This is a genomic window from Streptomyces sp. NPDC037083 (assembly GCF_055606485.1).
Genome location: NZ_JBVJSQ010000002.1, coordinates 563,280 through 578,432, shown reverse-complemented (window position 1 = coordinate 578,432; position 15,153 = coordinate 563,280). Strand labels below are relative to the sequence as shown.

At 72.8% G+C, this 15,153-nt stretch carries 9 protein-coding genes; 6 read left to right on the top strand and 3 right to left on the bottom strand.

Annotated elements, in window-relative coordinates; genetic code table 11:
• Positions 1–10: 10 nt before the first annotated feature.
• From ACZ7DE_RS07275 to ACZ7DE_RS07250, 6 genes are all read left to right on the top strand, one after another.
• Positions 11–775: a TIGR03936 family radical SAM-associated protein gene (locus tag ACZ7DE_RS07275; RefSeq protein ID WP_470758730.1), complete on the top strand. Its 765-nt coding sequence runs from the start codon at positions 11–13 to the stop codon at positions 773–775.
• A gap of 277 nt (positions 776–1,052) precedes the next feature.
• Positions 1,053–5,144: an Rne/Rng family ribonuclease gene (locus tag ACZ7DE_RS07270; protein WP_470758729.1), complete on the top strand. Its 4,092-nt coding sequence runs from the start codon at positions 1,053–1,055 to the stop codon at positions 5,142–5,144.
• Positions 5,145–5,606: 462 nt separating this feature from the next.
• The gene (locus ACZ7DE_RS07265; RefSeq protein WP_470758728.1) at positions 5,607–6,722 is read left to right on the top strand and encodes a DegT/DnrJ/EryC1/StrS family aminotransferase; all 1,116 of its coding nucleotides are present in this window, start codon (positions 5,607–5,609) and stop codon (positions 6,720–6,722) included.
• Complete coding sequence (locus tag ACZ7DE_RS07260) at positions 6,719–7,744, top strand: Gfo/Idh/MocA family protein (protein ID WP_470758727.1); 1,026 nt, start codon at positions 6,719–6,721, stop codon at positions 7,742–7,744. The genes ACZ7DE_RS07265 and ACZ7DE_RS07260 overlap by 4 nt, the downstream gene beginning before the upstream one ends.
• Positions 7,745–7,852: 108 nt before the next feature.
• Positions 7,853–9,559, top strand: coding sequence for a glycosyltransferase family 2 protein (locus ACZ7DE_RS07255; RefSeq protein WP_470758726.1), 1,707 nt, complete (start codon positions 7,853–7,855; stop codon positions 9,557–9,559).
• Between the two features lie 9 nt (positions 9,560–9,568).
• Positions 9,569–10,852, top strand: coding sequence for a nucleotide sugar dehydrogenase (locus ACZ7DE_RS07250; RefSeq protein ID WP_470758725.1), 1,284 nt, complete (start codon positions 9,569–9,571; stop codon positions 10,850–10,852).
• 87 nt (positions 10,853–10,939) lie between these two features.
• Here the strand turns inward: ACZ7DE_RS07250 and ACZ7DE_RS07245 are convergent, their stop codons facing one another.
• From ACZ7DE_RS07245 to ACZ7DE_RS07235, 3 genes are read right to left on the bottom strand one after another with little or no spacing between them, the layout of a single operon-like run.
• A complete protein-coding gene (locus ACZ7DE_RS07245) occupies positions 10,940–12,079 on the bottom strand; it encodes an acyltransferase family protein (RefSeq protein WP_470758724.1) in 1,140 nt (379 codons plus the stop codon).
• Positions 12,080–12,095: 16 nt separating this feature from the next.
• Positions 12,096–13,757, bottom strand: a complete 1,662-nt coding sequence (locus ACZ7DE_RS07240) for a glycosyltransferase family protein (RefSeq protein WP_470758723.1) — start codon at positions 13,755–13,757, stop codon at positions 12,096–12,098.
• Positions 13,754–15,076, bottom strand: a complete 1,323-nt coding sequence (locus ACZ7DE_RS07235) for a glycosyltransferase family protein (protein ID WP_470758992.1) — start codon at positions 15,074–15,076, stop codon at positions 13,754–13,756. The genes ACZ7DE_RS07240 and ACZ7DE_RS07235 overlap by 4 nt, the downstream gene beginning before the upstream one ends.
• Between the last annotated feature and the right edge of the window lie 77 nt (positions 15,077–15,153).

Here is a 15,153-nt window from a genome sequence, read left to right as displayed (position 1 = left end):
CGCACCCGCGGTGCAGCGCATCCGACTGCGTTACACCAAGCGCGGCCGCCTCCGGTTCACCAGCCACCGTGACTTCCAGCGCGCCTTCGAGCGCGCGTTGCGCCGTGCCGAGGTGCCGATGGCGTACTCGGCGGGGTTCACGCCGCATCCGAAGGTGTCGTACGCCAATGCCGCACCCACCGGCACGGGCAGTGAGGCGGAGTACCTGGAGATCGCGCTGACCGCGGCGCGTGACCCGGAGAAGCTGAGACTTCTGCTCGACGAGTCGCTGCCCAACGGGCTCGACGTCGTCGACGCGGTCGAGGCCCGGACCTCGGGTCTCGCCGACCGGCTGACGGCCTCCGTGTGGGAGCTGCGGCTGGCCGGCGTGGATCCGGCCGAGGCCGAACGCGCGGTGGACGCCTTCAACCGGGCCGACACGGTCGAGGTCCAGCGCATGGCCAAGAACGGTGTCCGCACCTTCGACGCCCGTGCCGCGGTCGTACAACTTGAGACGCACAGTGAACCTGCTGATAGGCCGACCGACCAGCCCTGTGCGATACTGCGGCTGGTTGTTCGGCACGTGACGCCTGCCGTACGACCCGACGACGTCCTGTCCGGTCTTCGCGCCGTGGCCGACCTGGCGCCGCCGGTCCCCGCAGCGGTGACCAGGCTGGCGCAGGGGCTGTTCGATGCAGAGACCGGCACGGTGACCGACCCGCTCGCGCCCGACCGCGAGGCAGTTCCGGCCCCCACAACGGCCGATTCCGCTGCCGCCGCGAAGGCGCCCGCCTAGGGAAGGTCCCGCGAAGGGACGGACGTCGTAGCGCCGCCCTCGTACTCGGGAGCCACCTGGGTCGGGCAGCGCACCCACCAGAAGACTTTCGCCAGGCCGTGCGCATTCGGCGTACGGAACCGGCGAGACAGGACACAGAGAGCTCCCGTGCGGCGCCCGCGCCCCGGACGGCGGCACCGCGCATCGCGCGAGCCGCGGACGTCAACGGCGATCGATCCCCCGTGATCGACGCCGGACCAGGCGCGGCGCCCGGGAGCCTGACGGGAGAAACGCCCGCATGCTCGAGCCAACCGAATCCGCAGAGTCCGTGACGGACTCCGAAGCGAACACCCCCAGCGACACCCTGCCGCCGCGTCGTCGGCGTCGTGCCGCTTCCCGGCCGGCGGGACCGCCGTCCGCCGCCGCCGACACCTCGGCCGAGATCACCACGCCGGCCATACCGGCCGTGGAGTCCGTCGAGGAACTGGCGGAGCAGGACGTCACGGTCGAGGACGTCCTGACCGACGACGTCAAGGCGCAGGAGCCCGAAGAGGCCGTCGAGGCCGCTCCGCGTACGCGGCGCCGGGCCACCCGCCGGGCCTCCGCGCCCGCCGGCGCTCCGGCCGCCGCCGAGGCCGCCGAGACCGTCGTGCCCACGGCCGCCGCCGAGGTGAGCGCCCCGGCCGTCGAGGAGACCGCAGCGGAGGAAGCGCCCGCCGAGGACGCCGCGCCTCGCCGTTCGCGCCGCAGGGCCACGCGCCGCGTCACCACGCCCGCCGAAGCCCCGGCCGAGGCCGTTGAGGCCGCCGCCGAGGAGACCGCGGCCGAGTCCGCGCCCGAGCCCGTCGCCCAGACGGCCGACGAGGCGCCCGCGGAGGCCGCTCCGCGTACCCGACGCCGTGCCACCCGACGGGTGACCGCGCCCGCCGCCACGCCGGAGGCCGAGGCGCCCGCCGAAGCCCCCGCCGAAGCCGCCGAGGCCGAGGCGCCCGCGGAGGCCGCTCCCCGCGGCCGCCGTCGCGCCACGCGCCGCGTCTCCGCGCCCGCCGAGCCCGAGACCACCGAGGTCTCCGAGGCTCCCCAGGTCTCCGAGGAGGCCGCGGAGCCCGTCGCCGCCGCGCCCGCCCCCGCCGACCAGGCCGACGAGGACGCCGGACCGCGCCGTGGACGCCGCAGGGTGGTCCGTCGGGCCGCCGGAGGCTTCTCCGCGCCGGAGCCCGCGAAGGGCGAGGACGACGCGCCGCGTCGCCCGGCGCGCCCCGCGGTCGCCGTGTTCCAGGCGCCCGTGTTCGCCGAGCCGCAGTTCCAGACGCCGCAGCGGGCCGCCGCCGAGGCCGCCGCCGCGGAGGCGGAGACCGTCGAGGCCGAGGAGCCCGAGGAGGTTCAGCCGGCCCAGGAGCTCGCCGAGGAGCCGACCGGCTCGCGCCGCCGCCGTCGACGCCGGGCCGCCGGTACCGGTGAGGAGGCCGAGACCGGCCGCACCGCCGCGCCCGCCGCCCAGGCCGCCGCGCCCACCGCCGAGGACGAGTCGCAGACCGAGCCGGACGAGGCCGACGACGCCGCCGAGGACGTCGTCGAGGGCGACGACGAGACCGAGGAGACCGGGTCGCGTCGCCGTCGCCGCCGGGGCGGCCGTCGCCGTCGCCGCGGCGATGCCGCCGACGGCGAGGGCGAGTCCGGCGACGACGCCGACGAGCTCGCCGCCGAGCAGGCCGCACAGGACGCCGAGGACACCGCCGAGCAGGAGGACGAGGACGCGGACGACGAGGAGGCGGGCGGTTCCACCGCCGGCAGCCGTCGCCGCCGTCGCCGTCGTCGTCGTGCCGGTGACGCCTCCACCGAGGCCGAGCCCGTCGACGGAGACCCGGAGCGCACGGTCGTGAAGGTCCGTGAGCCGCGCAAGCCCTCCGAGCCGTCCGACGAGGTGCAGTCCATCAAGGGCTCTACCCGTCTCGAGGCCAAGAAGCAGCGCCGCCGGGAAGGCCGCGAGCAGGGCCGCCGGCGTGTGCCGATCATCACCGAGGCCGAGTTCCTGGCCCGGCGCGAGGCCGTCGAGCGGGTGATGGTCGTCCGCCAGAGCGGCGAGCGCACCCAGATCGGCGTCCTGGAAGACAACGTGCTCGTCGAGCACTACGTCAACAAGGAGCAGGCCACCTCGTACGTCGGCAACGTCTACCTGGGCAAGGTCCAGAACGTGCTGCCGTCGATGGAGGCCGCCTTCATCGACATCGGCAAGGGCCGCAACGCGGTGCTCTACGCCGGTGAGGTCAACTTCGAGGCGCTGGGCATGGCCAACGGGCCGCGCCGCATCGAGGCCGCCCTGAAGTCGGGCCAGTCGGTCCTCGTGCAGGTCACGAAGGACCCGATCGGCCACAAGGGCGCGCGTCTGACCAGCCAGGTCTCCCTGCCGGGCCGCTACCTCGTGTACGTGCCCGAGGGCTCGATGACCGGCATCAGCCGCAAGCTGCCCGACACCGAGCGGGCCCGGCTGAAGACGATCCTGAAGAAGATCGTCCCCGAGGACGCGGGCGTCATCGTGCGCACCGCCGCCGAGGGCGCCAGCGAGGACGAGCTGCGCCGTGACGTGGAGCGTCTGCAGGCGCAGTGGGAGGAGATCCAGAAGAAGGCCAAGAGCGGCAACGCCCCGACGCTGCTCTACGGCGAGCCGGACATGACCGTCCGGGTCGTCCGGGACATCTTCAACGAGGACTTCTCCAAGGTCATCGTCAGCGGTGACGAGGCCTGGTCGACCATCCACGGGTACGTCTCGCACGTCGCGCCCGACCTGGCCGAGCGGCTGTCGAAGTGGACCTCCGAGGTCGACGTCTTCGCCACCTACCGGATCGACGAGCAGCTCGCCAAGGCGCTGGACCGCAAGGTCTGGCTGCCCAGCGGCGGCTCGCTGGTGATCGACCGGACCGAGGCGATGGTCGTGGTCGACGTCAACACCGGCAAGTTCACCGGTCAGGGCGGCAACCTCGAGGAGACGGTCACCAGGAACAACCTGGAGGCGGCCGAGGAGATCGTGCGCCAGCTGCGGCTGCGCGACCTCGGCGGCATCATCGTGATCGACTTCATCGACATGGTGCTGGAGTCCAACCGGGACCTGGTGCTGCGGCGCCTCCTGGAGTGCCTGGGCCGCGACCGCACGAAGCACCAGGTCGCGGAGGTGACCTCGCTGGGTCTGGTCCAGATGACCCGCAAGCGGGTGGGCCAGGGCCTGCTGGAGTCCTTCTCCGAGACCTGCGTGCACTGCAACGGGCGCGGTGTCATCGTCCACATGGAGCAGCCGACCGCCGTCGGCGGTGGCGGCAAGCGCAAGAAGCGCGGCCGCGGTGGCGAGGGACAGGGCCACGAGCACGAGCACGAGACGGTGACGGCCGACCTCGTCGAGTCGTCGACGGGCGTCGAGCAGGAGGCGGAGAGCGAGGCCGAGGTCGCCGCCGAGGTGGCCGAGCCGGTCGCCCTCGCCGCTCCGGAGTTCGCGGCCGACGAGGAGCTGTACAGCAGCGTCGCCGAGGCTGAGGCCGCCGCCGGCCGTGGCCGCGGCCGGCGCCGGGCGAGCCGCAGGGCGTCCGCTCCGGCGGGTGCGCCGCGCGGCGGCGCCTCGCGCAGGGCGGGCGGCTCCGAGTCGTTCGCCGCGGCGGAGCCGGCCGAGGCCGTCGCCGAGGCGCCCACCGCGCAGGACGTCACCGTCGAGGCGGAGACCGAGCGTCCGGTGCAGCCGGCCGAGGCGGTCGAGGCGCACGCCGAGCCGGTCGCCGTCGAGGACCCGGTCGTCGAGGCGCCGGCCGTCCAGGCCCCCGCCGGGACGCCGATCGCCGAGGAGGCCGCGCCCAAGGGCCGTACGCGCCGACGCGCCACCCGCAAGGTGTCCGCTCCGGCCGGGTCGCCCGCAGGCGCGGAGGCCGCCGTGGTGACGGTCGCCGAGCCGGCGGTCGCCCCGGCCCCGGTCGCCGAGGTGACTCCGGTGGAGCAGCCGGAGTCAGAGCAGGCGGCCGAGCCCGTCGTCGAGAGCGCGGCCCCGGCCCGCCCGCGGCGCCGCGCCGTGCGCAAGGCCACCGCGCCCACCGCGTCCGAGGAGACGGCCGTCGTGGTCGTCCCGTCGGTCCCGGCGGAGGCCACGGCGCCGACCGCGGCCGAGGAGCCCGCCGCGCCCGCCGAGGACGCGGAGGCCGCTCCGGTGAAGAAGACGGCCGCCCGCAAGACGGCCAAGAAGGCCACGGCGAAGAAGGCCGCCACCAAGAAGACGGCCGCGGCCAAGACGACGGCCGCGAAGAAGACCGCCGCCAAGAAGACGACGGCCAAGAAGGCGGCGAAGTCGGTGTCGAAGAAGACGTCGGCGGCGCAGCAGAGCGTGCCGTCCGTCACGGCCTCGACGGAGGACTGACGCCTCCCGGCGCGGACCGCCGACGGCGGCGCGGGTGTCCGGTGAATCCGGACGCCCGCGCCGGTGTCGCACACGCCTCCGGATCCTCGCGTCGCCGTGTGTTCACCGGGGAGTTACGCTGTGTTTCGCTTGTGATGGAGCGCACCCGCGCCGTCGGTTTCGGGGTGGTAACCCTGGGCAAGATCGCCGTCTCCAGGCTGGTAACGTGCACTGTGGTCCCGGTGGCCAAAGACATGCACACCGTGACCACAGCCGATGAGCACATCCGGTCTTCCAGCCGGACACGGCTGACTTCCCGCAAGGAACCCTCACGGGGCGGGGTCCTGTGTACAAGCCGTCCGCCCGCCCACAGGCTTTCGGCGGACAACCAGGGATGCGGCCGTGCTGTGCATCGACACGGTCCCTTCCCGACCATGCATGACGTGGTGCGCCTTCGAGGTCGCCGTAGAGGAGGGGATGTCGATGACCGACGCCCATGAGTTCATACCGGCCGCCAAACCAGTGATCGCCGAGGAGGAGATCGAGGCCGCCGTGCGCGTTCTGCGCAGCGGCCTGGTCGTCCAGGGGCCCGAGGTGGCCGCGTTCGAGGAGGAGTTCTCGGAGCTGGTCGACGGACGGCACTGCGTCGCCGTCAACTCCGGCACCTCCGCGCTGCACCTGTCGCTCCTCGCTCTCGGCCTCGGCCCGGGCGACGAGGTCATCGTGCCGTCGTTCTCCTTCGCCGCCTCCGCCAACGCGGTGCGGCTGGTCGGCGCGGACGTGGTCTTCGCCGACATCGACCCGGACACGTTCTGTCTGGACCCGGCCGCGGTCGAGGCGGCCCTGTCGCCGCGCACGGCCGCGATCATGCCGGTGCACCTGTACGGGCACCCGGCGGCCATGGACCAGATCATGGCGATCGCCCAGCAGCACGGGCTCGCCGTCGTCGAGGACGCCTGCCAGGCCCACGCGGCCGCCCTGAACGGCACCCCGGTCGGCGCCTTCGGCGCCGTGGGCACGTTCAGCTTCTACCCGACGAAGAACATGCACAGCCTCGAGGGCGGCATGATCTCCACCGGGGACGCGGAGACCGCGCGGACCCTGCGTCTGCTGCGCAACCAGGGCATGGAGAAGCGCTACGCCAACGAGATCGTCGGCGCCAACGTGCGCATGACGGACGTCTCGGCCGCGATCGGCCGCGTGCAGCGCCGCAAGCTGGACGGCTGGACCGAGCAGCGCATCGCCAACGCCGCGTACCTCAGCGAGCACATCACCGCGCCGAACGTGACCACGCCGAAGGTCGCCGAGGGCGCCCGGCACATCTACCACCAGTACACGGTCCGCATCCAGGGCGACCGCGACGCCGTCATGGCCAAGCTGACCGAGGCCGGCATCGGCAACGCCGTGTACTACCCGACGCCCATCCACCGGCTGAAGCCGTACTGGGAGCCGGACCAGAAGGCAGGCCGCAACTGGGACCTGCCCGAGACGGACCGGGCGGCCGCCGAGGTCGTGTCCCTGCCCGTGCACCCGGCCCTGTCCGCGCAGGACCTGGAGCGCATCGTCACCGCCGTTAATGCTCTGGGGGAGCAACTGTGAGTACCGGGAAGTCGCTGCGAGCGGGACTCGTCGGCCTCGGTTCCATGGGGCGTCACCACGCCCGTGTCCTGTCGGGCCTGGACGCCGTCGACCTGGTCGGCGTCGTCGACCCGATGGGGGACAAGTTCGGCGCCGCCCAGGGCGCGCCGATCCTGAACACCGTCGAGGAGCTCATCGCCCTCGGTGTGGACTACGCCGTCGTGGCCTGCCCCACGCACCTGCACGAAGAGGTCGGCCTGGCGCTCGCCGAGGCCGGGGTCTGCGCGCTGATCGAGAAGCCGGTCGCGGAGTCCGTCGAGGGCGCCCGCCGTCTCGTCGAGGCGTTCGAGACGCGCGGTCTGGTGGCCGGCGTCGGCCACATCGAGCGCTGCAACCCGGCGCTGCTCTCGCTGCGGGCGCGGCTGGAGGCCGGCGAGCTCGGCGACGTCTACCAGGTCGTCACCCGCCGTCAGGGACCCTTCCCGCACCGCATCGCGGACGTCGGCGTCGTCAAGGACCTCGCGACGCACGACATCGACCTCACCGGCTGGGTCACCGGACGCCAGTACGTGTCCATCGCCGCGCACACCGTCTCCAAGAGCGGTCGTGAGCACGAGGACATGGTCTCCGCGGTGGGCCGCCTCGACGACGGCACCATGGTCAACCACCTGGTCAACTGGCTGAGCCCGCTCAAGGAGCGGTTCACGTCGGTCACCGGTGAGCGCGGCTGCTTCATCGCCGACACCCTCACCGCCGACCTGACGTTCCACTCCAACGCCGCGGTGACCACCGAGTGGGAGGCCCTGCGGGCCTTCCGCGGCGTCTCCGAGGGCGACATGGTCCGGTACGCCATCCCCAAGCGCGAGCCGCTGCAGGTCGAGCACGAGCTCTTCCGGGACGCGGTGCTCGGCAAGCCCGTCGACATCTGCACCCTGCGCCAGGGCATGCGCACCGTCGAGGTGGCGGCGGCGCTCCTGGAATCGGCCTCCAGCAACACCAGCGTTACCCTTCCGGTGGAGGACCTGGCCGTCCATGGCAGCTGAGCATCACACATCGGGGGAACGGTGCGTGCTCGGCGGGACTCCTATGTTCTGTGAGACTTTCCCCGCAGGACCCAGCCGGCACGGCCGGCGGAGACCAGGAGCCCGAGCATGAGTGCTGCGCCTGACGTCAGTGTCGTCGTCGCGGTATACAACACGATGCCGTACCTGACGGAGTGCCTGAACTCCCTGGTCCAGCAGACCATCGGACGCGAGCGGCTCGAGATCGTCGCCGTCGACGACGGTTCCACCGACGACAGCGGCCGCGAACTCGACCGGTTCGCGGCCCTGTACCCGGACACCGTCAAGGTGATCCACCAGCCGAACTCCGGTGGCCCCGCGGCGCCCAGCAACCGGGCGCTGGAGGTGGCCACCGGTCGGTACGTGTACTTCATCGGCTCCGACGACTACCTCGGCGAAGAGGCGTTGGCGCGCATGGTGAAGTACGCCGACAAGCACGACTCGGACGTGGTCGTCGGCAAGATGGTCGGCACCAACGGCCGTTACGTCCACCAGGCGCTGTTCCAGCACGGCGACCGGGAGGTGCATCTGGACGAGCCGGGGGTGCCCTTCACCCTGGCCAACACCAAGCTGTTCCGCCGCGAGATGGTGGAGAAGTACAAGCTGCGCTTCCCCGAGCACATGGCCGTGGGCAGCGACCAGCCGTTCACCATCGAGGCCCTCGTGCGGGCCCGGAAGATCTCGGTGGTGGCGAGCTACACCTGCTACTACGCGGTCAGGCGGGGCGACTCCAGCAACATCACCTACCGCGCCGACCATCTCTCCCGGCTCGAGTGCACCGCCGAGATGATGAACTTCGCGGCCGGCCTCATCGAGGCGGGACCGCAGCGCGACGCCCTGCTGCGGCGCCACTTCACCTGGGAGCTCGCCAAGCTCGTCCAGGACGACTTCCCGGATCTGGACCGCGAGCTGCGCGTGAGGATCTGCGCGGGCATCGCCCGGCTGGCGGACGCTTACTTCACCGACGGCATCCGCGACGCCATGGACGTCAAGCGCCGGGTGCGCATAGCCCTGGCCCAGGCGGGCGCGGTGGACGAACTGTGCGAGGCGATCGTCTCGGAGCCGGAGAACGGCGTCACGTTCGTGATCGAGGGCGACCACGCCTTCGCGCGCTACCCCGGCTTCCGCGATCCGCGCATCGGCCTGCCCGACCACGTGTTCGAGGTGCTGCCCGGGGACTCGGTGGGCGCCCAACTCGCCCCCGGCGTCCGGCTGCTGGCTTCCGACTGGGAGCAGCAGGGCGACGGCCTGACCTACTCGGCCTCCGTGCGGGTGCCCGTCACGGGCGACGCCGACGGCATGACGCTGCGGCTCACCAAGGGCGCCATGCCCAAGTCGGCCGACAAGCCCGGCGCGCGCAAGCTGAAGCCGAACCACAAGACTCCGGCGCCGGTGGGCGAGCAGGTCGTCAAGCCCGCCGAGGACGGCGCGGCGACCGTGGTGCACGCCCGCATCCCGCTGGACCACGTCACCGCCAAGCGCGGTGTGCGGGTGTACCTGGACGTGGCCGGCGCCACGTACGAGGTCCCCGTGCGGGGCACTGACCTGCCCATGCCGCTGGCCCGCCGGTGGGGCCGGGAGGGGGACCCCTACCGGGCGTCGGCCATCGTCAACGACAAGGGACGTGTCGTGATCGACACGGCTCAGATGTACCCGCCGAAGAGGGCACTGATCCTCCGGGCGCTGGCAGCTCCCGTCCGGAAGCTGAAGTCCCTGGCCGTCCGATCCAGGGCGGCCGGTGTCAGAAAGTTGAAGTCCGCCGGTTTCAAGAAGCCGACCGGTTCCAAAAGGAAGTAGCGACCCTCCATGAACATCTGTGTAGTAGCACTCGGCAAGATCGGCCTTCCGCTGGCCGTGCAGTTCGCCTCCAAGGGCCACCGGGTCATCGGCGCGGACGTCAACGAGAAGGTCGTCGAGCTGGTCAACGCCGGCGTCGAGCCGTTCCCCGGCGAGCACGACCTCGACGTCAAGCTGAAGCAGGCCGTCGACGCCGGGCTGCTGAGCGCGACCACGGACACCGCGTCCGCGGTCGCCGAGTCCGAGGCCGTCGTCGTGGTCGTCCCGCTGTTCGTGGACGCCGAGGGCACCCCCGACTTCGGCTGGATGGACTCCGCGACGAAGGCGATCGCGCAGGGCCTCAAGCCCGGCACGCTGGTCTCCTACGAGACGACCCTCCCGGTCGGCACCACCCGCACCCGCTGGGCGCCGATGCTGGCCGAGGGCTCGGGCCTGACCGCCGGCGAGGACTTCCACCTCGTCTTCTCCCCGGAGCGCGTCCTCACCGGCCGGGTCTTCGCCGACCTGCGCCGCTACCCCAAGCTGGTCGGCGGCATCGACGAGGCGTCGACGGCCCGTGGCGTGGAGTTCTACGAGCAGGTCCTCGACTTCGACGAGCGCGCCGACCTGCCGCAGGCGAACGGCGTGTGGGACCTGGGCACCGCCGAGGCCTCCGAGCTGGCCAAGCTCGCCGAGACGACCTACCGGGACGTCAACATCGGCCTGGCGAACCAGTTCGCGCGCTTCGCCGACCAGAACGACATCGACGTCAAGAAGGTCATCGAGGCCTGCAACTCGCAGCCCTACAGTCACATCCACCAGCCGGGCATCGCCGTCGGCGGCCACTGCATCCCGATCTACCCGCGGATGTACCTGTGGAACGACCCGGCGGCCACCGTGGTGCGCTCCGCCCGTGAGGCGAACGCCGCGATGCCCGAGTACGCCGTCGACCTGCTGGCCGCCGCGTACGGCGACCTGACCGGCGTGGGCGTGCTCGTCCTGGGCGCCGCCTACCGCGGCGGCGTGAAGGAGACGGCCTTCTCCGGCGTCTTCCCGACCGTCGAGGCCCTCAAGGCGCGCGGCGCGGTCCCCTTCGTCTCGGACCCGATGTACACGGACGAGGAGCTCGTCGCCCACGGCCTCACCCCGCACGCGGGTGAGAAGGTCACCGCGGCGATCCTGCAGGCCGACCACGCCGAGTACCGCACCCTGACCCCGGCCGACCTGCCGGACGTCACCGTCCTGGTCGACGGTCGCCGTACGACGGACCCGGAGGCCTGGAAGGGCGTCCGCCGCGTCGTCATCGGCGGCTGAGCGCCCGACCGGCCCACGACTGCGGCCCCTGCCTCGTATGGACGAGGCAGGGGCCGCAGTCGTTCGGTAGCGGGCGGGGGGCGGGGGCTACCGCGCGCCCACGGTCGCCCGGGGCTCGGGCCGGTCGGGCCGGTCGGAGCGGGGCACGGACGGGCCCGCGCGGCGCAGCCGGCGCTCGGCCGGGTGCTCCACCCAGTGGTAGGCGGCGCCGGCGGCGGCCAGACTGGCCACCAGCACACCCGCCCAGAACAGAACCGTTTCGCCGCCCGGGGTCGGCTTGCCCCAGTGGAAGACGGCCGCGCGGATCACGATCTCGTGGATGAGGTACCAGGCGAACGACCAGTGCCCGAGCCTGATCATCCAGGCCCCGCCGAGCCCGGTGCGCCTGCCGTCCAGGTCGGCTCGGGCGGCCGCGCAGATCAGGGCCGCGAAGATCGGGGCCGACAGCCACTGCGAGGCGGTGTAGGGGCTGTACCACAGGGCGTCCGGGACCGCGTGCGACCACGGGATCAGCACCAGGTGCCAGCCGACGACGAGTCCCGCGGCGGCCCACAGCGGCAGCGGGGGACGCCAGCCGCGCTTGAGCGCGAGCCCTGCGACGACGCCCAGCACGAACTGGAGCGCGCGGGTCAGCGGCAGGTAGTCGAGCGCCCAGCTGCGGGTGGTCGGCGACAGACCCGCCAGGGACGGCCACAGCACCAGGGCGGCGCAGGTGACGGCGACGGCCGTCCACGCCCAGACCCGGCCGCGGCGGCCCGCGAGCAGGGCCAGCAGCGCGGGGAACAGCAGATAGAAGAAGGCCTCGTCGCTGAGCGACCAGGCCGCGGGGTTGCCCCCGGTGAACATCACCGGCTGCGGGAACCAGGCGTGCACCGCCAGCAGGGTCGCGGCCACGGCCTCGAGCGACACCGGGTGGTCCATGACGGACCACACGGCGACCGACAGCCCCACGCTGACCGCGAGCAGCGGCCAGATCCGGGCGAAGCGCCGCCACAGGAAGACCTTCGCGGGGACCCGGGCTCCGTCGTACGTCCAGGCGAGGACGACGCCGGACAGGACGAAGAAGAAGGTCACACCGCTGCGGCCGTACCAGACCGTCTCGCTGAGGTACGGGACGGTCCCGACCTGGCGGGAGAGGTGGTAGAGGACGACCAGCAGAGCCGCCCAGAAACGAAGCCCGGTCAGCGACGGAAGCCGGTCGCGACCGGGCCCGGGTATCGAGGTCACAGGGGGTCCTTCACCGTCAGGGCAGCAGGAGACGGTCGAACTCCTCACGGACGACCGGCCAGTCCCATGCTGCCAGGGCGTGCGCGGAAGCCGCCTGCCCGGCCTGCCGCCAGTTCTCCGGGTCCGCGGTGACCTTCAGGATGCGTTCAGCGGCCTCCTGCGGAGAGGCGACGACCCAGTCGGCGGGGAACAGCGTGCGGGCGCCGTTGGTCTTGCCCGCGAAGAACGGCCAGTCGCGGCCCACCGGCACGGCCCCGCTCGCGGCGCCCTCCACGAACCCGCAGTGGAAGCTCTCCCGCACGGAGGAACTGAGGATGACGCCGACGTCCGTCAGCGCGGCGGGCACGTCGTCCAGCTGGCCGAGCCTGCGGACGGCGCCCGAGGGCTCCAGCTCGGCCAGGTCGCCCCGGTAGAGCCGGGCGTAGGCGCGGGCGGCGGCGCTGAGCTTCGCGTCGACGTCCTCGCCGATCAGCAGGAGCCGGTAGCGGGAGTCCTCGGCGCGCAGGATCCGCAGGACCTCGATCGCCCAGCGGGGGTCCTTGGCGACCGACGAGATCCCCGTCAGCCCGAGGGTGAAGCGGGCGTCGTCCGACTTGGGGCGCACCTGGGCGGCCAGGTCCATGGCGTTGGCGATGACGTGCAGCCGGGGCGTCCGCCGCCCGGGCGCAGCCGCCAGTCCGGGCGCCACCGCGACCGTCAGGTCCCGCAGGTGGGCGCCGACGAACACCAGGTCGTCGACGCGGCTGAAATCGACCAGGAACGGCCAGGGGCTGAACGTCTCCGCGCTGTGCAGCCGCACGACGATCCGGGTGTCCCCGGGGTCGACGGACGTCAGCAGCGCGGCCGGTCCGACGCACCAGTCGACGAAGACGGTGTCCGCCCAGTCCAGGTGGGGGCGCAGGAGCGCCTCGGCCTGCCGGCCGAACTCGGGGTCGTCGCCCAGCCGGTGGGCCGCGAGCGTGGTGAGGGAACCGGCCAGCTTGTCGAGCGCCGGCTCATCCGTCAGGTCCAGGGAGCGGACCTCGACGCCGGGGTGCGCCTCGTAGTGGTCGCGGATCTGCCGCAGGAAGTTGGCGTTGCCCCGGGTCACGAACAGCAGGCGCAGCGGCCGGTCGGCCGGCGGGTCCGCGGGCCCGGCCGTGCGGCCGGCGCCCTCGGTCAGCGCCCGGACCGTCGCACTGTCGTGCACCTGCGCCAGGTACGCGCCCGGGTCCTGGGTGAGTGGCGAGGTCGTCCGGTCGAAGTGCAGCACGCGGTGGAAGGCGAGCTGCAGCGCCCGGACCGCTGAGGCGGCCGCCGAAGTGGCGTCGCCGTCGGCCAGCCGGTCGTCGGCGTAGGCGAGCTCGGCGGTGACGGCGTCGGGCAGGGCACGTGGGGCCTTGCCACGCTTCAGTTCGAGCCGGGCGGCGTCGCCGAGCAGGTCCGCCCGGTGCCGGGCGCTGGTCGTGCGGCGGGCTGCGGAGCTCAGCGCGAGCACCGCGCCCTCGGGCCGGTTGGCCTTGTCCAGGCCGTCCCGCACGCGCTGGGCGATGCGGAAGCGCAGCGAGTCGGACAGCCCCGGAGCCGACACCACGAACCGCCAGGCGCGCGCGCCCGCTCCGGTCCGCAGCACGCTCGGGTGCAGCGCGCGCCGGGCCACCGCTCCGGGCAGCCTGAGAATCCCCCGTTTGGCCGTCATGCCGGTCGGCTCCCCGCGAGCGCGTCACGGACGGTGTCGCTCAGGTGCTGGGCCGCGGGGGCCATCAGCAGACCGCGGGTGAACCGGGCGGCGTGGGCGCGCGCCTCGGCCCGCTGCTCGGGGGTCGTCTCCACGGCCATCCGGGCCGCCTTGACGAACGAGTCCGCGATGCCCTCCGCGTCCAGGCCGCAGGCACCGGTCCACAGCGGGTGTCCGGCCAGCACGGCGGAGGCGTCGTGGTCCACCTCGTGGGCGGAGACCACCGGCAGCCCGGAGGCCATGAACTCGTACACCTTGCCGGAGGTCACGAAGCGGCCGCCGACGAGCATCAGGACCAGGGCGTCCCAGCGGCCGTAGGTCGGTCCGACCTCCGCCTTGGGCACCGGGCCGCCGAAGAGCACGCCGTCGGACTCGGCCTGCCGGATGAGCGTCATGTGGGCGTTGGCCTCACGGCTGGCGCCCGCGCCGATGTGCCCGCGGATCTCGAACCGGGACCGGGCGACCAGCGGGTCGCGTTCCCGCGCCGCCCGCCAGCCGTCCAGGACGGTGGCGAGGAAGGCGGGCTTGAAGTTCACCGAGCCGAGATAGCCGAAGGTCAGGCCCTTCTCCGGGTCGGGCCGGCCGTGCACCTCGGGGACGCTGTCCGGGTCGAACCCGTTGCGCACCACGTGCACCCGCTGGGCGAGCTGCGGGTAGCGCTCCCGGTAGAAGTCCGCGATCGGGTCGTTGACGCACCAGATCGCGACGGCCTCCGACAGGACGCGCGACTCCCACTCGCCCGCCTCGGAGTCACGGGTGAACGCCTCGCCGCCGCCGATGACGTCGACCGACCAGCCGTCACGGAAGTCGATCGCGTAGGGCACCTTGTGGGTCTCCCACAGCTTCCACGCGGCGGCCAGGTTGACGTACGGGGCGCAGCTCGCCAGCAGCAGGTCGGCCGGGAACTCCCGGTGGATGTCCACGACGCCCTGCTCCAGGGCCGCCCGCCAGCCGCCGAACACCGGCTCGGGGAAGTGCTCCAGGTGCCGGTCCCGCTCCCGCTGCATCCAGCGGATCGGGTTCAGCGCCCGGTCCTCGGTGAACAGCCGGATGTCGGTCTCCAGGTCCTCACGGGCCAGCGGGAGCTCGACGATGCGCACCCGCGGGTCCACCGGGTCGGAGAGCGTGTGGTCGAGACCGTACTCCCGCTCCCAGGACTCCTCCTCGATGGTGAGCACGGTCACGTCCCAGCCGAGTTCGACGAACTTGTTCGCCGTCTCGCGCATCCGGTACGCACAGCTCTTGGCTGCCGGCGGGAAGCCGATGGCCAGGTAGATCATGTGCGGGCGGACGCCGTCGGGTCGTGGGCCCGTCGTCCTGGGACGCTTGATCACGTTTCGCAAGGGGTGCTCCGGGA